Source organism: Paenibacillus sp. Paensp111 (assembly GCF_059492195.1).
Genome location: NZ_CP168527.1, coordinates 2,990,297 through 3,009,927 on the forward strand (window position 1 = coordinate 2,990,297; position 19,631 = coordinate 3,009,927).

Annotated in this window: 16 protein-coding genes; 8 read left to right on the forward strand and 8 right to left on the reverse strand. The window is 47.8% G+C overall.

Features of this window, described 5'->3' with window-relative positions:
• Positions 1–121 precede the first annotated feature (121 nt).
• A complete protein-coding gene (locus tag ACEN86_RS13925) occupies positions 122–1,147 on the reverse strand; it encodes an FUSC family protein (protein ID WP_495631213.1) in 1,026 nt (341 codons plus the stop codon).
• A 161-nt stretch (positions 1,148–1,308) separates the two neighbouring features.
• On the opposite strand from ACEN86_RS13925, the gene ACEN86_RS13930 reads away from it, so the two are divergent.
• Positions 1,309–1,839, forward strand: a complete 531-nt coding sequence (locus ACEN86_RS13930) for a hypothetical protein (RefSeq protein ID WP_495631214.1) — start codon at positions 1,309–1,311, stop codon at positions 1,837–1,839.
• 109 nt (positions 1,840–1,948) lie between these two features.
• On the opposite strand, the gene gntK is transcribed toward ACEN86_RS13930, so the two are convergent.
• Positions 1,949–3,514, reverse strand: a complete 1,566-nt coding sequence (gntK, locus tag ACEN86_RS13935) for a gluconokinase (protein WP_495631215.1) — start codon at positions 3,512–3,514, stop codon at positions 1,949–1,951.
• 170 nt (positions 3,515–3,684) lie between these two features.
• Complete coding sequence (locus tag ACEN86_RS13940; protein ID WP_495631216.1) at positions 3,685–4,788, reverse strand: AI-2E family transporter; 1,104 nt, start codon at positions 4,786–4,788, stop codon at positions 3,685–3,687.
• A 224-nt stretch (positions 4,789–5,012) separates the two neighbouring features.
• Between ACEN86_RS13940 and ACEN86_RS13945 the strand changes: the two genes are divergently transcribed.
• Positions 5,013–5,831 (forward strand): PPK2 family polyphosphate kinase, encoded by an 819-nt coding sequence (locus ACEN86_RS13945; RefSeq protein ID WP_495631217.1) that lies wholly within the window; start codon positions 5,013–5,015, stop codon positions 5,829–5,831.
• Positions 5,832–5,961: 130 nt separating this feature from the next.
• Here ACEN86_RS13945 and ACEN86_RS13950 read toward each other — a convergent pair whose 3' ends face one another.
• Complete coding sequence (locus ACEN86_RS13950) at positions 5,962–7,017, reverse strand: lactonase family protein (protein WP_495634306.1); 1,056 nt, start codon at positions 7,015–7,017, stop codon at positions 5,962–5,964.
• 149 nt (positions 7,018–7,166) lie between these two features.
• Entirely contained in the window at positions 7,167–8,165 is a 999-nt protein-coding gene (locus tag ACEN86_RS13955; RefSeq protein ID WP_495631218.1) for a Gfo/Idh/MocA family protein, read from the reverse strand.
• Between the two features lie 191 nt (positions 8,166–8,356).
• Between ACEN86_RS13955 and ACEN86_RS13960 the strand changes: the two genes are divergently transcribed.
• Together ACEN86_RS13960 and ACEN86_RS13965 are read left to right on the forward strand one after the other, a co-directional pair.
• Complete coding sequence (locus ACEN86_RS13960; protein WP_495631219.1) at positions 8,357–9,466, forward strand: Gfo/Idh/MocA family protein; 1,110 nt, start codon at positions 8,357–8,359, stop codon at positions 9,464–9,466.
• A gap of 195 nt (positions 9,467–9,661) precedes the next feature.
• Entirely contained in the window at positions 9,662–10,015 is a 354-nt protein-coding gene (locus ACEN86_RS13965; protein WP_495631220.1) for a LytTR family transcriptional regulator DNA-binding domain-containing protein, read from the forward strand.
• Between the two features lie 116 nt (positions 10,016–10,131).
• Here the strand turns inward: ACEN86_RS13965 and ACEN86_RS13970 are convergent, their stop codons facing one another.
• The 3 genes from ACEN86_RS13970 to ACEN86_RS13980 are packed head-to-tail and all read right to left on the reverse strand — an operon-like array spanning position 10,132 to position 13,583.
• Positions 10,132–11,127, reverse strand: coding sequence for an aldose 1-epimerase (locus ACEN86_RS13970; RefSeq protein WP_495631221.1), 996 nt, complete (start codon positions 11,125–11,127; stop codon positions 10,132–10,134).
• A 40-nt stretch (positions 11,128–11,167) separates the two neighbouring features.
• Positions 11,168–12,445 carry an MFS transporter gene (locus ACEN86_RS13975; RefSeq protein ID WP_495631222.1) on the reverse strand — a complete coding sequence of 426 codons (1,278 nt, stop codon included), beginning with the start codon at positions 12,443–12,445 and terminating at the stop codon, positions 11,168–11,170.
• Between the two features lie 43 nt (positions 12,446–12,488).
• Complete coding sequence (locus tag ACEN86_RS13980) at positions 12,489–13,583, reverse strand: ArsR/SmtB family transcription factor (RefSeq protein WP_495631223.1); 1,095 nt, start codon at positions 13,581–13,583, stop codon at positions 12,489–12,491.
• A 207-nt stretch (positions 13,584–13,790) separates the two neighbouring features.
• On the opposite strand from ACEN86_RS13980, the gene ACEN86_RS13985 reads away from it, so the two are divergent.
• The 4 genes from ACEN86_RS13985 (at position 13,791) to ACEN86_RS14000 (ending at position 19,606) form a co-directional block, all read left to right on the forward strand.
• Positions 13,791–14,432: a metal-dependent hydrolase gene (locus ACEN86_RS13985; RefSeq protein WP_495631224.1), complete on the forward strand. Its 642-nt coding sequence runs from the start codon at positions 13,791–13,793 to the stop codon at positions 14,430–14,432.
• A gap of 208 nt (positions 14,433–14,640) precedes the next feature.
• Positions 14,641–16,026, forward strand: a complete 1,386-nt coding sequence (fumC, locus tag ACEN86_RS13990; protein WP_495631225.1) for a class II fumarate hydratase — start codon at positions 14,641–14,643, stop codon at positions 16,024–16,026.
• A gap of 279 nt (positions 16,027–16,305) precedes the next feature.
• A complete protein-coding gene (locus tag ACEN86_RS13995; RefSeq protein WP_495631226.1) occupies positions 16,306–17,214 on the forward strand; it encodes a GDP-mannose 4,6-dehydratase in 909 nt (302 codons plus the stop codon).
• Positions 17,215–17,218: 4 nt separating this feature from the next.
• The gene (locus tag ACEN86_RS14000) at positions 17,219–19,606 is read left to right on the forward strand and encodes a glycosyltransferase (RefSeq protein WP_495631227.1); all 2,388 of its coding nucleotides are present in this window, start codon (positions 17,219–17,221) and stop codon (positions 19,604–19,606) included.
• The last annotated feature ends 25 nt before the right edge of the window (positions 19,607–19,631 follow it).

Consider the following 19,631-nt stretch of genomic DNA (forward strand, 5'->3'; position numbering starts at 1 on the left):
TTAGAGTCTAAGCTTTATTTTAACAGTATTGTTACGGCAAATCAATGGTGCTTGCTTGTTCAGTGCCGTATAATAAAGTCCCGCCAAGCCGGCGGGACTTTTTGTTATGCTTATGAATCCTTCAGCTCTCATCAGGCTTGATGGTGGTATGATCGGAGAGACGGTTCAGCCGCTCCAGCTGATGGCCATAATCATACATCTCTGCCGAGACAATGGACAGCCTGAGCACCCCCACTCTTTTCTCCGCATAGTGATCCAGCATCCTTCTAAGAAAATCATCATTATCCTGTTCGAGCAGCTCCGCTTCCAGGAAATTCGGCTTGAGCTTGTCATCGAACTTGAGAAGTATGTGCTCATGGAACCGGATTAGCCTCTCCAGATGGGCATCGAATTCCTGATTGATCGACTCCGGCCGTACAGCCTGAAAGTAATGCTGTTCCACCGCATCCAGAACCTCATATCCCTTACGCAGGGTGTTCAGCATCTGCTTGTAGACAACAAGCTTTCGGCTATCGCTGAATTTAGGAGTCTTGAGCTTCTTCAAGTCTTCTTCCATCAGCTTGAATTTATCCGTTAGGGAATTGATAGAGTCTTCCAGCTCCCGCTTCTCCTTACGGAACACGGACTCCTTGATCTCATCCGAGATAACGGTTCTTAGCAGCAGAGACAGCTGACCAAAGGTCTGTCTAATTTGACTGACGAACTGAACACGAGGCTTGGGCGGAAATACAGCCATATTGATCACGAACGCAGAGACTATCCCGATTAGACTGAGCAAGAACCGGTTAAGCGCGAACTGCCATTGCCCTGAGGCTTCCATAACGGCAACTACGGTGACCAGAGTAATTCCGATTGTATCGCCCATGTTTAATTTAAGACAGATCATAATAACGAGAATACATACCAGTCCCACCGCAATCGGCTCTTTAGAGAATACACTTCCGGCCAGAAGCGCCAGGATAGCTCCTAGGGTATTCGTCTGTATCTGATCAATCAAGTATCTCCAGGACCGGTAAATGGAGGGCTGCATTGCAAAGATAGCGGCCACCGCAGCAATAACGGGTGAAGCCAAATTCAGCCACACACTTAAATATAAAGCCAAAGTTACCGCGATTCCGGTCTTCAGCATTCTTGCTCCAAACGTCAAGGCTATCCCTCCTGTTCTATATACGCCTTAACTATCCATTACCCGAAAATTTTATCTGATATTAAGCTTGTCTGGTTTATGAACTATGTATTTTGGTCCACACTTAGTAATGTCCCACTTGTAACAGCTCCCCATACTCAACATGAAAAGGTGGAAGATCTATGCAGCAACGAAGCTTATTCCGGCTTGTCCGTGCCCTTGCAGCTGTGTTCCTCACGGCAGGAGCCGCATTTGGTGCCTTTTCAGGCAAGGTATCCGCTCTTAGTGAGCCGTATGCAGTCCGTCCGCCAGGTAATGAGATCAGTCACGCGGAAGGCAGGAGCGGGAAGCATCAGGGCCATTTCTACGGTCACCTGGTTCGCGAAACTGCAAGTCAGCTGGGAATCCGATATGAAGATGTGATCGCAGAACTAAAACAAGGGAAGTCCCTGCTCCAGATCGTCAAAGAAAAGAAGGGCTGGAGTGAAGCTGAGTACACCGATAAGCTGAAATCCTCGATCTCGGCCCGAATAGATCAGAGTGTAGCATCAGGAGAATTGACCAAGGATAAAGCAGACAAATTCAAGGCCCTGCTCCCGGACAAAATCCAGAAAGCAGTCAACCGGTCGTGCAAGGGAAGAATGAACCGGCCCCACACGGATACGGGTCTAAATCCAGGCCAGAATCAGATTAACAGCCCTATCAGTCCATGATCCCATGATCAGTCCATAATCAGTCCATAAACAGTCCATGAAATGAAGCTGCCCTTAAGGGCAGCTTTTATTGTATATCATTTATCCGAATGTGTCAGGGGGATCGATCCTAGTCCAGTGTAGTCCCGAAGCCTCCGCTGCGCTGGAACTCGGCCATGATGTCGAACTCATCCTTTAGCTTCTCATACAGCCGCTCATACATATAATAAAGCTGCAAATAAACCTCGCTGTTCTTAAGATCCGGCTTATGTCTGTGGGTGATACGTACCCATGACCTTATCTCCGCAAGAGAATCGATATCCCCTATGGCATACAGCGCCAAGACAGCGGCTCCCATGGCGGACGCATCGGCCACTTCCGGTACCAGCAGTTCCTTACCCATCACATCAGACAGGATCTGGCGCCACACGGCAGAGCGCGCGAATCCACCGGAAGCAATGATCTCCTTGGCTGGACCTGTTAATTCACGAAGGGCGACGCCAACGGAGAAGATGCCCAGCACGACGCCTTCCAGAACGGCGCGGATGAAGTGTTCCCGCTGATGGCGGAGGCTGATGCCGAAGAAGGTTCCACGGGCATTGGCATTCCAGTATGGCGCCCTCTCCCCGGTAAGGAAAGGAAGGAACAACAGCCCCTCCGATCCTGCCGGGACCTTCTCCGCATACTGAATCATCAGATCATAGGGATCAATGCCTAGCTTCTTCGCAACCTCGATTTCGGGGGAGGCGAACTGGTCCCTGAGCCACCTGAGCATAATTCCGCCGTTATTCGTCGGGCCACCAACCACCCATTTTTGGTCAACAAAAGCATAACAGAACGTTCGGCCCTTCTCATCGGTTACCGGCCTATCTGTTACGGTCCGGATTGCTCCACTGGTTCCGATGGTTACTGCAACCTCACCCGGCCCTGTAGCCGCCACGCCCAGGTTCGCCAGAACCCCGTCACTCGCGCCCACAACAAAAGGAGTCCCCGCAGGTATCCCCATCTCCAGAGCATAGGCGGGAACCATTCCGGTGAGTACATGAGTAGTTGGCACAAGCTCGGGAAGCTGTTCCCTGGAGATACCAAGAAGATCAAGCACCTCCTGATCCCAATCCATGGTCTCAAGCCGCAGCAGCCCTGTGGCGGAAGCAATCGAATAGTCACTGACATAGGTGCCAAAAAGTCTGTGCAGGATGAACTCCTTAATGCCAGCGAACATCTTGGTCTTCGCAAATAGACCCGGTGCCTCTTCCTTCATCCATAATATTTTGGAAAGCGGCGACATCGGATGAATCGGCGTCCCTGTTCTTAGATAAATCTCATGCCCACCCAGCTCATTCTTAAGCTTATCCGCCTGTCTCAGGCTTCTATTATCAGTCCAGACAATCGCCTTGGTGAGCGGATTGTCACTGGCGTCCATAGCAATCAAAGAATGCATCGCGGTACTAAACCCAATGGCTTTGACTGCGCAACCTTTGGACTTCTCTTGTGATCGCACTAGGCGAATGGACTCCACTACGGCTTGAAGAATTTGTTCAGGGTCCTGCTCGGCATAATCCGGCTTGGAATGACTTAGCGGATATTCAATTGTACTTGAGGCCAGAACAACCCCCCGCTGCCCGAACAGAACTGCCTTCAGACTGGTGGTTCCAATATCAAGCCCCAGCACAGCTTCATTATGCTGTAATGTCATAGTAACGACTCCTCACCATATCAATCAGTTTCAATGAATCTTAGATCAATTACCCGAAAAGCAGCCAATTGATCTATTCACTCTGTCGTTATACAGAAAATCAATATAGCTAAGACCCGATCATAACGGCTGTACCGCTTCACGATCGGGTCTTTAACTCCGCTGCAGGACTACTCGAGCGGAGGATTCTGGGATCTTGACTTATCATCCTCGATTACAGGAACCGCAGCCTGCAGCGCCGGCTGTACACCAACTCCCACGGGCACCTCAAGAATGTCCAGGAAGAACATGAACACAGGCACACCGACGATGAGCCCCCATACCCCGAAGAAGTGCTCTGATACGAGCAGAATCGTAAAGGTATAGAATATCGGCAGATGGGTCTTAGAAGACATGAATTTAGGATTAAGAATATAAGATTCGATGGCATGCAGTACTACAATCATAATGAGAACGTAGATGATCTTGGTCAGTCCGCCGATCTTGAATGCAATCGCACACAGCGGAATCAGGGACACGAATACGCCCAGTACGGGCACCAGACCTAGCAGGAAGATCATTAGCCCTAATGCAATTAGATTCGGGAACCCGAGAATCCATAGAAATACAGTCGAGAGCATCGCATTGGTTAACGAGATCAGGAACTGCACTTCGATGATTTTGCCAAAAGAATGAACAAACTTCTTGCCAAAATACTGCAGTTCACTGAAGAAATAAGAAGCCTTGCTTTCTTTGAACTTGGAGGTGAAGCGAACCACCTTTTCTTTCTCAAGTAGAAAGAACAAGCTGAGAATCAGAGCGATGAACAGGTTGAAGCCCCATTTCCCGATGTCCGTAACCGTCTTGAGAATGAAGTCCAGACCTTTGTCTACATAACTTGCAAGGTCAATTTTCTTGAGAGACTCCATCAGATAATCCACAATAACATTGCTTGGAAGATCAACCGGAGGCTTGTTGTAGAAGGAGATCACCTGGTTCACCAGCTCATTGACTTCCTTAACAAGAACGGGTGAATATTTGTAAATGACGTAGCCGACCAGCAACAGAATAACCACATAAATGGAAGCCACCGTAAAGGTCTTGTTCAGCCTGACCGTCTTCTCCGTACTCTTGATAATAAATTTATGAAGCCGATTGATCAGATAAGTAAAAATAAAGGTTATCAAAATTAGATTCAGCATACTTCGGAACAAATACAGTACTGCAATTAAAAACACAAGTGCGAAGAATCTCCGGATTCCCGGAACTTGAAACAGCTCCTTAAAAAAAGTCATTCAGCTATAGCTCCTTTTCCCCCATCTTTTTGTATAAATCCCCTATCCAGCATAGGCCGCAAATATTTCATTTAATCAAGCAAGCAGCCTCTTTCTAATAACAATACGAACAAAGTCTGCAATAGTAACACTATTTTATATAAAAAAGTAATTTTTTATGAAGCCTTTTGAAATGATTATAATCGAGATGGCAGGTTTATACGTATCAATAAGGAGTGATAAGCATGGATCTGAAAAATTTTTTAATCAAACCCAAAGACGATTTCTCATTAAGCAGTGCCGATCCGGCCGATACAGGCAGCTTTAAGAGCAAAGAAGAGGCCGAATCCGAGACAGAAGGCCTTCGCAAACGGCTGAGTGAGCTGCAGGATATCCTATACGCCGAGAAAAAGCACTCGGTCCTCATTATTCTGCAGGGAATGGATACCAGCGGCAAGGATGGTACGATCAAGCACGTCTTCTCGGGTGTCAATCCGCAGGGATTTAGTGTGACCAGCTTCAAAAAACCTACCGTGGAGGAAGCCTCCCACGATTTCCTGTGGAGGGTTCATCAGCATACGCCGGCCAAAGGTTATATTGCCGCCTTCAATCGGTCCCATTACGAGGATGTGCTCGTTCCATGGGTTCATAAGACAGGCACAGAAGAAGCTTTGAAGCAGCGATTAAAGCATATTCAACATTTCGAGGACATGCTTACGAATGAGGGAACCAAGATTATCAAGCTTTTCCTTCATATCTCCAAGGACAAGCAGCTGCAGAAAATTCATGAGCGCATGGAAGAGCCGCGCAAGTTCTGGAAGTTCGATCCGACGGATCTGCTGGAACGTGAGTACTGGGATGAGTACCAGAATGCTTATGAAGAGGTCTTCGCGTCGACTAGCACGAACCAGGTCCCTTGGTATTGGATACCTGGCAATCAGAAATGGTTCCGGAACTATATGGTTCTGCGCATTCTCGTCCAGACCCTGGAAAGCCTTAATCTTGAATATCCACTGCTTCAGGCTACCAAGTCTGAGATTGCCCGCTATATGAACGAGAAGTAAATGCTTGCACGTATAACCGTATAACTTTATGCACAAACGCCCCCGTTTCGTCTTGAAGCGAGGGCGTTTGTCTGTATTCTAGGACAGTTCTTGATGACAGCTTGTCTTGTTCTCGAACTGTTAAATAGATTTAGAATTGCACGGGCTTCACACAGACCGGCTTGGCTACCTCAGCTGTCTGACCTGTGAACGACAGACGTCCAGTCTCCTTGTCCACACTGAACACAGCCAGGTTGTTGGAATCCCGATTAGCCGCAATAAGAAGGCTGCCATCAGGGGTCAAGGCGAAGTGTCTTGGATGACCGCCTTCGGTAGACACATGCTCCACATAAGTAAGCTTGCCGCTGTCTTGATCAATCGAGTAGACCACGATGCTGTCATGTCCCCGGTTGGACCCGTACAGATACCTGCCATCCTTAGATACTGCAATTTCAGCCGTCGTATTCTCGCCCTTGAAATCTTCCGGTAGTGTAGGAACGACTTCCAGTGCCGCAAGCTTGCCTGCTTCCTCCTCATAGGTAAAAGCTGCGATCGTGGAGTTCACTTCATTGATTACATAGACATACTTGCCGCTGGGATGGAAGGCCAAGTGACGGGGACCAGATCCTGGCGGTAAATGGGTGTCTGCATGGAATTCAAGCGAACGGCTAGCGTCGTTAATCGTGTAGGCCCTTACAATATCAGTACCGAGATCGGACACGAACAAGAAGCGGCCATCCGGACTGAAGAAGGCGGAATGCACGTGCGGCTTGTCCTGACGTTCAGGGTCTGCTCCATGACCGGTATGCTGCTTCGTATCGAGCAGCTCGCCAATGGTTCCGTCTGCATTTAAGGCAACAAGCCCAACCGTACCTCCATGATAGCTGGATACAACCAGGTATTTATCTTCCGCATCCCGGTTAATATGACACGTCGTGCTCTCCAGATTGACCTCCCGGTTCAATTCACGAAGCTTACCGGAGCTAGGATCAATCTCGAAGGAAGCAGCGGCGCCCCCTTTGCCCCCATTTACAGCCGCTTCTGTAATCGAGTACAGCTTGTGATTCTGCTTATCCACATTCAAGAAAGTAGGATTCTTCAGACCGGACACCTGGTCCAGCTGTTTGAGCTCTGCTGTATCCGCCTGCAGCTCATATACGTAGACACCAGGACCTTCAGCCTCAGCGTACGATCCTACAAATAACATCAGTCGATTGGGTGATGTAGACAATCTGTATTCCTCCTTATGTAAACGTCATTTCATATTGTTTCTCAATTTTGCACAAAAGTCCAGTTCAGCCGGATAGATTCTTTTTATAATGTTTGTATGCCAAGGGAGTCATCTGCAGCTCTGCATCATGATCTCAGCACTACTCTTCTGCGCTCTCCGGCCGAGAGACGACAGGCATCCAGCAGCTTCATGTTGAGATAAGCGTCCTCCGGTACGAACAGCTGCGGCATATGGCCAAAGACAGCTCGTCCGAAATCCTCAATCTGACGTACGTACGCATTAATCGCTGTTTCTCGGTATTCCTGCAGTTCTCCGCTAGAGAACAGGTAATAGCCGGACTGCTCCTTGCCCGAAAAGGCATGAGGAATCTCGATCCGGCCTTCAGAGCCGACAATTTCAAGGCAGCGCCGTTCCTCGGCCCACATGCCGCAGTCGAAAGTCATGGTTAGTCCGTCCGCGAATTCCACAAGTCCGGTAGACATCATGTCTACCCCATCATGATCGCTTGAGAAGAAGGAATTGACCGTTACCGCCTCCGGTTCCTTTCCGGTGAAGAATCTTGCTGCGCTGAGCGGATAACCGCCAACATCATAGAGGGAGCCCCCGCCCCATGCCGATTTGAAGCGGATATTACTGGCTTGACCCGGATTGTTATAAGTAAAAGAAGCTCGGATCACTCTCAGGTCTCCGATCCCGCCGCCTGCAACCAGCTGCTGCGCCCGCCGCAGAACAGGATGATGCCTATACATCATCGCTTCTGCAAGCAGCACTCCAGCGTCCGAGCAAGCTTTGATCATCAGCTCCGCTTCCCATGCATTAAGCGCAATGGGCTTCTCGCAGAGAACATGCTTGCCCGCCTGGGCTGCCTTGATCGTCCATTCCTTATGAAGGTGATTCGGAAGGGGAATATAGACCGCGTCTATCTCCCGATCCTCAAGAAGCTCCTCGTAGCTGCCATAAGCCTTTTCCACCCCAAATTGTTCCGCAAGAATCCGGCTCTTCTCTACCCCGCGACTTGCTACTGCTTCTATCCTTCCATTTGAGGATTCCAATATCGCCGGCATGATACAGTCACGGGCAATCCCTGCGCAGCCCATGATTCCCCATCGAAGCTGATCATCCATTAGGTTCGCCTCCAATTCTACAGAATCACCATGCACGCTCGGTGGTTAAATATATGTATTAGCATAAACCCACATCAGAGGGATGAAACACACACTAAGGTTATGATAAGGTATCCTTATGCCAAGAACATGATATCCGAAATTACGAACAATAATTTGTATCCTATTACATATTTAAGGAAGTGACAGAGATGAGAAACATTAAAGTCGGAATAATTGGCGGCGGCGGGATAGCAGGGGCACATGCCAAAGCCTACCGCAAGCTGCCTTTTGTTGAAATCATTGCCGTCGCGGATATAACGCCGGGCCGGGCTGAACAGTTCGCCGAGAAGTACAATCTAAAAGAAACGCAGTCTTTTACCGATTACCGCGATATGCTCAAAATCAGTGAATTGGATGCTGTGAGCATCTGCACTCCCAATGTATCTCATCATCAGATTTCCATTGATGCTCTGAGGGCAGGCAAGCAGGTGCTTCTGGAGAAACCGATGTCCGTTACACTGGCCGAGGCCATTGATATGGTGAATGTGTCCAAGCAGACCGGGGGGATGCTGTCCATCGGCTTCCAGCCGCGTTATGACCCCAACATGAAGCTGCTCAAGGATATCGTAAGCTCTGGCGAGCTCGGACAAATCTATTATGTCGAGACAGGCGGCGGTAGACGCCGGGGAATGCCGGGCGGCACCTTTATCAATAAGAAGCTGGCCGGAGCAGGCGCCATGGCCGATGTAGGCTGTTATTCTCTTGACTTGGTTCTGAATACGCTGAACCACCCTAGGCCTCTGACGGTATCCGCCTTCACTACGAATCACTTCGGAACCAACAAGCGATATCATCCGGAAGCCGAGAAGTTCGAGGTGGAGGATTTCGGTGTTGCCATGATCCGGTTCGAGAATGATATGGTGCTGCAGTTCAAGATATCGTGGGCCATGCATATGGACACGCTGGGTCCGACCATGTTCCTCGGAACTGATGGGGGACTGAAAGTAACACCTCAAGGGATTGGCCCATGGTCAGGCGTATGGCAGGGCAAGGTAGGCTCTATGCAGCTGTTCCAGGATGATAACATGGGACACTTGTCGAGAGATGTGCTCCTCAAGGACGATGATATCAATCTCTTCGACGAGAAGGTGCGGGACTTTGCTGAAGCCGTTCGCGATGGCCGCCCAGCGCCGATTCCGGGTGAGGAAATTTTGATTCAACAGGCCATTATTGACGGTGTGCTTCGTTCCTCCCAGGAACGCAAGGAAGTCAGCATTGAGCTTCCGCATCATATTTCGCTTCCTTCCAAGCAAGGGTAATCTGCACCCTTTAATAAGAGTGTCTCCAAGCCTTCTATGGAGATGCTCTTATTTGTTTTGTAGAATCGTTTGCACAAAGCGAGTATACAAATTGCCCAAAAAAAATTGTGAAAAATGTGAAAAAACAGTTTCCGGGGAGATGGTTTTATGTTACGATGATAACGCTTCCATCGATCTTTTAAAGGGGGGACTTGGATGTTACAAGTGAGCAGTGCAGCACCGTCGCGAAATGTGTATGAGGAATTCAATCCCAAGCTGGACGCGTACTATTTCAAAATAGGGGACTATGGTCTGATCAGCTTTCACGGAAGGAACTATACCATAAAGAAGAGAATGTCTTCCGCTGACAAAGCTAAGCTCCTATCCGATTCTTCTTTCTATCGTCTAGCCTCTAACTTCTATGTCAACCTGGACAAAATCACTCATATTGAGAACCAGGCTCTCTACTTCAAAGATAAAATTTCGGGTGATAAGTGTATTCCGGTATCGCGTAGAACTCAGGAACAAGTAAGACGCATACTCATCAAGCAGAATCATATCGCCATCTAAGTTGGCAAATGAAGACAGCCGTCCTCGTATAAGGAGAGACGGCTTTCCGTTTGTTCGGTACCCGAAACACAAAAAAACGTAGAGCAAGCGATGCAACCGCCTGCCCTACGTTTATTTTATTTTTTGATATAGATTCGGGCGGATTCTTCCCAAATTTCACCCTTTGCCAAGCCGATCAAGCCGATCTCTTCAGCTGGAAGAGTAGATTTAGGCGCGTTCACCAGGTTCATCTGAGGCTCCGGACAGAAGAAGCCTTCGGTTGCCCCATTGTTCCAGACCATCCACTGCTTGTACGAAGTTCCCACATCATACACCAAAGTTACTCCATGCTTCGTGTCGGTCAGTTCCATCCGGTTCCGGCCATTGCGCGGCACAGCTGTATAATGGTTGTCCATGGAGGCGAAGAAAGGATTCACGCCGCCCTCCTTGAGCTTCTCCTCTTCCGGAGTCAGCGGCTGATGCTCCCCTGTTGGCAGCATCCGTTCATTCAGCTTCCAGCGCTGACCGATCGTAATCTCTGCCAGGTAATCCTTGGCGCTTCCGCCGGCTACGAATGGAGCATTGACTGCCGTATGGAATGCGATCAGGCATGGCAGCGGTTCTGCTCCGTCATTCTTCACGCTAACCTGCTGGGACAAGCCATCTTGTCCAAGGGTATAGCGCATTTTTACCGTGAATTCAAATGGGAAAACCTTGTACACGGGATGATCCGGGTTGATGCTTACTTTTACCGTTACAAAGCTTTCAAGCGCAGTCTGCCCGTACTGCTCAACTTCCCACGGAATCGTATGCAGGAATCCATGTAAATGATTGCCGGTAGCCGGCTCATTGATTGGCAGCTGATACGTCTTGCCATTCCACGGAAATTGTCCATCCTCGAACCGGTTCGGTGGGAAAAGAATAGGGATGCCGTATGTACCCGGGCCTTGTCTAAAGACCTCCATCTCCTCCTCACCTGGTTCCCGAAGGAACCGGTAACCGTTCTCATGATCGCGGAATGCAATCAGGTTCCCTCCGACTCCTGGCACCAGCGCAGCCTCATAGGGTCCGGCTTTGAGCCATACCGCCGGCTCGCCTTGGTAATCCCCTTCATATGCTCTAACTTCAGCCATCTGAATGAACTCTCCCTTCCTGTGTCACCTCAGCATTGAATTATACATCTCTTGTCATTTTAACAGATTCTTTGGATGTTAGCGCTATAACTCCTGAGTTTGAACCTTTTAAGTGAGGATTTAAAAACATGCATAACACAATTAAAAATCCTAGCAGCCCCATGATACCAAAAATCATAAGTATAGGTATGTAATCGCTAATAATTCCAGCCAAAAACGTAGAAACAGGCACCGCACAAAGTACGATTACACTAATAAGACTTGATGCACGACCCAATACATCATGAGATACTGACAAAGTTATCATTGTACTCATTTTAATATTCACATAAGCTGAACCAATCCCATTGATAAAGACACAAAGAACTTGAATAACAAATGGGATATTAAAAGCAAATAATCCGATACCGAAACTAAACAGGCTTATCCCCAAACAAATGTAGACGATGGGAGGGTGTTTTTTCAAATAATTAACACTAATGGACCCAAGAAGGATTCCCAAGCAGTAACCAATCTCAAGACCCGCTAGTTCAGTTACGTGCGACACGATTAAAGGGAGTAACACGGTTTCAGGGGCAGTTACAAAATTGATTAAAGTAAAATACAGCATACTATTCCTTAAAAAAGGATGTCTTGTTATCGCTTGTACACCTTCTCTCAAATCAAACCATACTTTTTTAAAAGTTAATTCATCTATTTGAGAATTTTCAAGTTGGGAATGATGTATGAAAATAATGAAAGCACATCCAGTTAAGTAAGCAGCCACATTGAACAAGAAAGCGATTTGCAGCCCAAATACAATCAAAAGAGCGGCCAGAGCAGGTGCAGCCAGATTTACAATAGTCTGTATAATTTGAGAGAGACTTTGAGCTCCAGTCATTAGATTATCTGGTACCAAGGTACGAATGGTCACAGTTATGGCCGGCTTATGAAAAGCAGTAAGACTGGTCAAAAGAACTGCGATAATTACAAGCATGTAAGGCTTTAATAACCCCATACCCAAGAGAAGTATTAATACACCTAGTAGCAATGCCCTTATCAGATGAGTAATCATCATAATTCTTTTCTTGTTTCCCTTATCCACCAGAACACCCGCAAACAATCCAAACAATATCAAGGGCAATGTCTCTGCAGCTAATAATACCGAAATCATGAATGCATCACCGGTAAGAACTTTCATAAGCCAGATCAAGGCTATCCGGTATACTCCATCTCCTAAGTTTGAGACAAATTGTGTCAAGATTAAGTTCCTGAAATTCCTGATCTCCAGGAGCTTCCTCAAGTTTCCCTCCACTTTACCATTTATCAGCTCATTCATAGATCCTCCTACATCTTAGCCTTAAGTGACTTTTGTAACATGGTTATTGCAAAAGTACACGTTTGGTTAGATCCATTAATAGGGCAAGGCGTTCAGAGTTGACCTGATAATAAATTCGATTATCAGAAGGTATTATGCGTATAAGATTCAGTTCAATAAGTAGATTGGTATGATAATTAATCGCTGCAGGGGTCAACTTCATCAACTGAGCCAGTTCACTGGCATACCGATCACATTCCTTAAGCAGATTGATTAAATCAAGCCGCCGTTTGTCTGAGATAACTTTCAAAAATTTCTGAACCGTTTCCTTTTCATCCTGCTCCCCAAACAAAGCATCGTTACGAACCCCAAGAACAAGCCAATCTGGTTGGTTGCCTTTACTTGAGCGTCTAAAATCCATTTGGATCTGTGCAATATAACTGACATGTACTCGTGTACACTTTCTTATAATATTGGGTTCACTGCGAACTAGCTCGCTAAACGCCCTTTCTGGCTCATTTACAAAGTAATCCTTGTATCGGACTCCCCCCTCTTCACCCAACTGCCTTAATAGGTCACGAACTGGTATAAAACTATGCTCATGAAATGAGTGAATTACCGTCAGTACTCTACTCTTAAATTCGCGTGGAAAACGGATGTGTTCCAGCAAATCAGCGTGAAGTATCTCATCTTTCAGTGGAGAGACAGCTGCAAGAGAGTATAGAAGCTTCATATCCATACTTACATTATGAAAACTATGGTCTCCAAGCCAATCTACACCTGCATCTTCGAAAATTGATTTAGCCAGCAATGCAATTAGCTTTCCTTCTGACTGTTCTGTATAGCAGGTTATCCATTCTTCAACAGTCTGGGGCTCAATGTCTGCTTCATAAAACACCTCTTGCAGAACCCTATCAAGTCTGTTGTAAGTGGAACTTTGGCTAAAAAAATGATTAAGCTCCTCCTTAATAAAGCGGGATAGGCTTGATGCCATGCCTTCCGCGAGTTGTAAAGCTTGATCGTCTGGTTGGAATCGGAACTCCCGAGAAAGCCAAGCATATTCCTTCTTTGCAATAAGAGTCATAGCAATCAAAAATTCTAAAGGTTCACTATAACTAAATTGCATAAGTGACTTTAACTGGTTTGAAGTTGACAGCATAATCACCCCTGAACTTATTAAGTTTTCATTTAACAGTTATTAAAAGTTGTTAAATAAAAACTTAAATAAAAGATACACCCGTTTCCCTCTTTTTGTCAATAACTGGGTATACAAGTCCAACTTGTCCCCCTCTTCCTATCCATGTATAATAAGATAGCAAACATATGTTTGTATATCGAATCTACTTATGTCAGGCAGGAGGAAGAAATGAAAGGAACCAGTCATTTGGCTATTGGTACCGCCATTGGGGCTGCAGCCGCAGCTCATTATCCGTTCTCTCCGGGAAATGCTGCGCTTTATCTCGCGGTCTCTGCTTTCTCAGCACTAAGTGCCGACCTGGATGGTCCCAGCATGCTTAGCTCCCGAATCGGCAAGGTATCGCACACAATACGGAGTCTTTTACTGTGGTCAGGGTTCATTGCCACTTCCATACTCATCTATCAGTACTTCGCCCTGGGAGTATTCTACCCGGAGTATACAGCTGCCTCTATCGCTCTCTTTATGCTTGGGCTGTTAACTAGGGAAGGATTAATCCGCAATACACTTATTAGTGTGATCGGCGGCGGATTCATCTACGCAGCCTTGGTGTGGCAGATGTACTGGCTTGGAGGGCTTGGCCTCTTCATTGCTATCGCCCCCTGGCTCAAGCACCGGGGAATGACGCATACGGTATGGGCTGTGATCCTCTGGGGATTGATTGGGCGGGGCCTTGAGCACCAGCTTCAGCTCCCAGGAATTATGACAGCTGCCACGCTTGGTTATCTGTCCCATCTCATTGCAGATACACTTACCCCCGCTGGGGTAAAATGGCTGTATCCGATCTACAAGAAACCTTTCAAACTTCGTTAATATGTTATTACGAATCATGGTCTTACTAACTCTTACAGCCAGAGCAGGTCTCCGTCCACGGGAATATTAGCTTTGGCTGTTTTACTTTGTCAGGATCATAACTTTCATACCGTACACCTTCTCCTCTCTCTTCATGTAAACGCTGTCCGTATCTCCTACAAGATGATATAATTTCTAGTAACCAAACGATTTGGAGGGATTAATAACAATGGATTACCGTATTGAGAGAGACACGATGGGAGAAATCAAGGTTCCTGCAGACAAGCTCTGGGGAGCACAGACCCAGCGAAGCAAAGAGAACTTCCCGATCGGGATTGAGCATATGCCAATTGAGGTTATTAAAGCTTTTGCCATCCTCAAAAGAAGTGCCGCACTCAGCAACCAGAAGCTTGGGAAGCTGTCTGAAGTGAAGGCAGCTGCCATCGCCAAGGCCGCAGACGAAATCGAAGCTGGCCGCTGGGATGAGGAGTTCCCTCTAGTCGTTTGGCAGACGGGAAGCGGAACCCAGTCCAATATGAACGTGAATGAAGTCATTGCTCACCGCGGTAATCAGCTGCTCGAAGAGCAGGGTGCGTCAGAGCGCCTGCATCCCAATGATGATGTGAACATGTCCCAGAGCTCCAATGACACCTTCCCTACCGCCTTACATATTGCTGGAGTTATCGCGGTTGAAGACCTTCTGCTCCCTGCAATTCTTAAGCTGGAAGACACCTTCAAACAGAAATCCGAACAATTCAAAGATATTATCAAAATCGGCCGTACCCACCTTCAGGACGCTACACCACTTACTCTGGGACAAGAGATCAGCGGTTGGCAGCATATGCTGGAGAAGAGCCGCCGGATGATCTCCGAAAGCGTACAGTATATGAAAGAACTTGCCATTGGCGGTACGGCGGTGGGTACAGGAATCAATGCCCATCCTGAATTTGGCGACAGATCGGCTCAGGAGATCAGCGCTTCCACCGGCAAGACTTTTACATCAGCTGCGAACAAGTTCCATGCCCTTACCAGCCATGATCAAGTAGCTTATACCCATGGAGCAATTAAGGCACTTGCAGCCGATGTGATGAAGATCGCCAACGACATACGCTGGCTGGCCAGCGGTCCCCGCAGCGGTATCGGTGAGATTACAATTCCCGAGAATGAACCGGGCAGCTCGATCATGCCGGGCAAAGTCAATCCAACGCAGTGCGAAGCGATTACCATGGTCGCAGCCCAGGTATTCGGCAACGATGTAACAATCGGCTTTGCAGCCAGTCAGGGGAACTTTGAGCTTAATGTATTTAAGCCTGTTATTATCTATAATTTCCTCCAGTCCACAAGACTTCTTGCTGACTCTCTCATAGCATTCAACGATAACTGCGCAGTCGGGATTGAACCGAACTATGAGAAGCTGGAGCACAACCTGAAGAATTCTCTGATGCTGGTAACTGCCCTTAATCCCTACATTGGATATGAGAACGCAGCCAAAATCGCCAAGCTTGCCCACAAACAGAATCTTACGCTGAAAGAGGCTGCCCTTCAGACAGGTCTATTGACCGAAGAGCAGTTCGATCAATATGTTCGACCAGAGAATATGATCACTCCTAAGTGATTCTGTGCGAACTCCTGCATGAATTATTAATACAGCACAATTCAATTTCAAGTTAAACAGCGATTCCTGAAGCAGGGGTCGCTGTTTCTTGTATCTCCCCCACAAATCTCTTCTGTTGCGAAATATATCTCTCAGCCTCCCACTGCGTTCGCCCTGCCTCGCCGAATACTTATGCATATACATAAAAGCAGATGCTCAACTATAAATAGTCCATCCAGGTCCGTCTCGTCATCTAAGAAGATACAAACCTTAAATTTAAAAGAATTGGATGTGAATTCAATGTCGGCTAAGGTTTTGATTACGGGGGTGAATGGATTCACAGGAAGGCATGCTGGTGAATTGCTTCAGCAATTGGGGTTTACCGTAATCGGTATGGTAAGAGGAGAAATGAGCTCTGACTCTACATTTCCTACTATAGAGACTTATTCATGCGATCTCATGGATGCCGTACAAACAGAACAGGTCATCCGATCTGTCCGTCCGGACTATGTACTGCACCTGGCAGGCCGAAATTCTGTAACTGAATCTTGGGCTGAACCGCTCAACTATTATCAAGCTAACGTAATGTCCACGATGAACTTATTGAATGCGCTGAGAGACTTCCCTGCATGCCGGATTCTTATTGTAAGTTCCATCGCAAGCATTGCCAATCTGGAGGAATTGAAGCGGCCTTCCCATCCTTACGGCTCTTCCAAGGCGATCCAGCGGCTGTTGTCCTTGGCGTGGGGACATCTGTATCACATGCAGATTGTCACGGCCGAGCCGTCGAACTTGGTTGGCCCCGGCCCCTCCAACGGCGTCTGCGGACTGATGGCCAGGTATGTCGCCCGGGCGGAGCGGGGAACTGACCAGCCTCCTTTCTATTTGTCCTCCCCCTACGAGGTTCGTAATTATCTGGACGTTAGGGATGCGGTAAGAGCTTATGCGGTCCTGCTGCAGTCTGGCGAGGTCGGTACTTCGTATACTATCGGCTCCAAGACTGTGCGAAGCCTGGCTGAGATTAAGCAGGTATTTCAGAGCATGGCCCGGGTTCCGATATCTGTGGAATACAAGCAGGATCACCAAATCGATGCTCCGCAGGTCGTAGATTCTTCCAGGATAGAAGCCCTCGGCTGGAAGCCAACGATTCCGTTCGAGCAGTCTGCTGCCGAGGCGCTGGATTACTTTAGAGCAAAGGGGGACAACTGAATCCATGTTACACAGCAGAACTGAGCAGCCGCCCTGGATATCCATCATCATCCCCTGCTATAACTATGGTGCCTTTCTGCTCGAAGCCATAGATTCCTGTCTTGCTTCTACGATTCAGGACTTTGAAATCATCATAGTCAATGACGGCTCTACAGACCCCCATACCCTTGACCTGCTCGCCCGGCTTGATCGACCTAAGACAAGAGTGATACACCAGCACAATCAAGGCATTTCCATGTCCCTCAACAACGGTATTCGAGAAGCGAAGGGGAAATATATATTCCGGCTTGATGCCGATGACCGGATTCATCCCACCCTCCTTGAGAAAGGGGCTTGGGTACTAGAGACACGTCCTGATGTCGGCTTTGTAACCTGTCATTTGAAGACATTTGGAGATGAGGAGTGGACATGGACACCCCCTCCCTTTTCCTTAAATATCCTCCTGAATGAGAACATCGTTATAGGAAATTCCATGTTTCGAAAAGCCGCTTGGGAACAGGCTGGAGGTTTCGACGAAACGCTGAATGGTTACGAGGATTGGGAATTTTGGATCCGGCTTGCTGCATTGGGCTGGCAGGGATACCAAATTCCGGAGCTTCTGTTCCATTACAGAAGGCATGGTTACACAACCTCAGCCGAATTCGGCAGCAGGGACCAGCAGCTTAGAGCAGAGATCCGCAAGCGCCATCCGCTCATATACCAGGCACTCGATCATGGCTTGCTATCCGGAGAACCTGGCTTCGTAAAGCCGGGAATTACAGAGTGGATCCACGAGGCAGATGCATATGCCGTGAGACCTCCCGTGATTCATAAAACCCGGATTATGCTAATCATGCCCTGGATGATCGTTGGAGGAGCAGAGAAGTTTTTTCTCGATTTAGTGGAAGGCCTCTCCAGAGACCAATACTATATCACCCTGGTTACGACCTATCCTTCAGAAAGTCCTTGGCTGGAGCGATTTGACAGCTTCTGTGATGAAGTGTTCCAAATGCCCCTGTTCGCGGATACTTCGGCTCAGATGGAGGCATTGATTCTTCACCTGATTGCAACCCGGAATATCCAGATTGTGCATATTAACAATAGTCAGGTAGCCTATGACATGCTCCCCCGCCTGAAGAACAAATTTCCTTACATCAAGACCGCCGCCCTTCTTCATGCTTATGTGCCCGAGCTGGCTTGGGACCACGTTAGACATTCACGTCAGTTCGATAACTGGATCGATTGTTATACCGTATGCAAACCTTCCTTGAAGCAAATTCTGCAGGACCAATTCCAGATTGATCCCGCCAAAATCATCATTGTGCCAAACGGTGTAGACACAGATCGCTTCTCTCCAGGAAGTGACGAAGAGACCGCAGTCCTGAAGCAGCAATTTCATATCCCTCCTGGCAATAAGGTCATCAGCTACATTGCAAGGCTTGATGCGGACAAAGACCCCTTGAAATTCATATCTATCGCTCGAACCATGATCGCGGCGGATTCAGCCGATCGATTCTGCTTCCTCATGGTTGGTGACGGACAGCTGCGAAGTGCCGTAGAGCAGGAAGCAGTATCGTTGTATCCGAAGCTTAGGGTGCTGGGATCGCGAGAGGACATTCATCAAATTCTGAAAATCAGCGATGTGATGGCCTCCACGTCTCCAAGTGAAGGCTTACCGGTCAGCGGGCTGGAGGCCATGGCTGCGGGAGTGCCCGTTGTGGCCTTCTCCGTTAGAGGCTGGGACGATCTTGTAGACCCGAATGAGAACGGCCTGCTTATTCCGCGATCTGAACATGAAGAAGCGGACTATATTTTGCAGCTGACCTATTTGCTGGAGCATGAGGAATGGCTGCAGCGTCTTCGCCATGATGCCAGACAAAAGATACTGTCTACCTATACACGGAGTCACTTTATTCAGCGCTATCAGGCTTTTTATAACCGATTACTGGCTGGAACGACAGCGACAGAAATGACAATCAGAATGGAGGAGGACGATATGGGACGGGTACGCGATTTCTCTTATAACGAAGCTAATGCGCTGGGGAATCCTTTCCGGCTGCCGCTTGCACTTCAGGCTGGGGTGGAAGAACAGCTAACCATGGTGATTCTGCACCATATTGATCCCGGTAACCGGATCCACCTGACTGGAACCGTTGGCTATAACAGCATGGGCAGTACGGCAGATACGGTAATTACACTGAGATTATACCGGGGAGCTTCATCCCCTGGCGTTCTTGTAACTGAGGTCAGCCAGTTCATACAGAGCGGGGCTTCTCCGGGAGTGATTACCTTTCAGCATGCCGAGCTAGGAACAGCCTCCCCGGTAGAGACGTATTATTTAACCGTCCTGGCTCATGGGGCAGACGTACAGATTTTAAGTATCGTTCACCTGAGCGGGGTTGTGTACGAGTAACCAATATTGTTATAAGGGCTAAGAT

Excerpts from the sequence above, each read along its gene's own strand:
- fumC (WP_495631225.1), top strand. The coding sequence starts at position 14,641 with ATGGATTACCGTATTGAGAGAGACACGATGGGAGAAATCAAGGTTCCT.
- ACEN86_RS13930 (WP_495631214.1), top strand. The coding sequence starts at position 1,309 with ATGCAGCAACGAAGCTTATTCCGGCTTGTCCGTGCCCTTGCAGCTGTG.
- ACEN86_RS13995 (WP_495631226.1), top strand. The coding sequence starts at position 16,306 with ATGTCGGCTAAGGTTTTGATTACGGGGGTGAATGGATTCACAGGAAGG.
- gntK (WP_495631215.1), bottom strand. The coding sequence starts at position 3,514 with ATGACATTACAGCATAATGAAGCTGTGCTGGGGCTTGATATTGGAACC.
- ACEN86_RS13945 (WP_495631217.1), top strand. The coding sequence starts at position 5,013 with ATGGATCTGAAAAATTTTTTAATCAAACCCAAAGACGATTTCTCATTA.
- ACEN86_RS14000 (WP_495631227.1), top strand. The coding sequence starts at position 17,219 with ATGTTACACAGCAGAACTGAGCAGCCGCCCTGGATATCCATCATCATC.
- ACEN86_RS13965 (WP_495631220.1), top strand. The coding sequence starts at position 9,662 with ATGTTACAAGTGAGCAGTGCAGCACCGTCGCGAAATGTGTATGAGGAA.
- ACEN86_RS13985 (WP_495631224.1), top strand. The coding sequence starts at position 13,791 with ATGAAAGGAACCAGTCATTTGGCTATTGGTACCGCCATTGGGGCTGCA.
- ACEN86_RS13955 (WP_495631218.1), bottom strand. The coding sequence starts at position 8,165 with ATGGATGATCAGCTTCGATGGGGAATCATGGGCTGCGCAGGGATTGCC.
- ACEN86_RS13980 (WP_495631223.1), bottom strand. The coding sequence starts at position 13,583 with ATGCTGTCAACTTCAAACCAGTTAAAGTCACTTATGCAATTTAGTTAT.
- ACEN86_RS13960 (WP_495631219.1), top strand. The coding sequence starts at position 8,357 with ATGAGAAACATTAAAGTCGGAATAATTGGCGGCGGCGGGATAGCAGGG.
- ACEN86_RS13950 (WP_495634306.1), bottom strand. The coding sequence starts at position 7,017 with ATGTTATTTGTAGGATCGTACGCTGAGGCTGAAGGTCCTGGTGTCTAC.
- ACEN86_RS13975 (WP_495631222.1), bottom strand. The coding sequence starts at position 12,445 with ATGAATGAGCTGATAAATGGTAAAGTGGAGGGAAACTTGAGGAAGCTC.
- ACEN86_RS13970 (WP_495631221.1), bottom strand. The coding sequence starts at position 11,127 with ATGGCTGAAGTTAGAGCATATGAAGGGGATTACCAAGGCGAGCCGGCG.
- ACEN86_RS13940 (WP_495631216.1), bottom strand. The coding sequence starts at position 4,788 with ATGACTTTTTTTAAGGAGCTGTTTCAAGTTCCGGGAATCCGGAGATTC.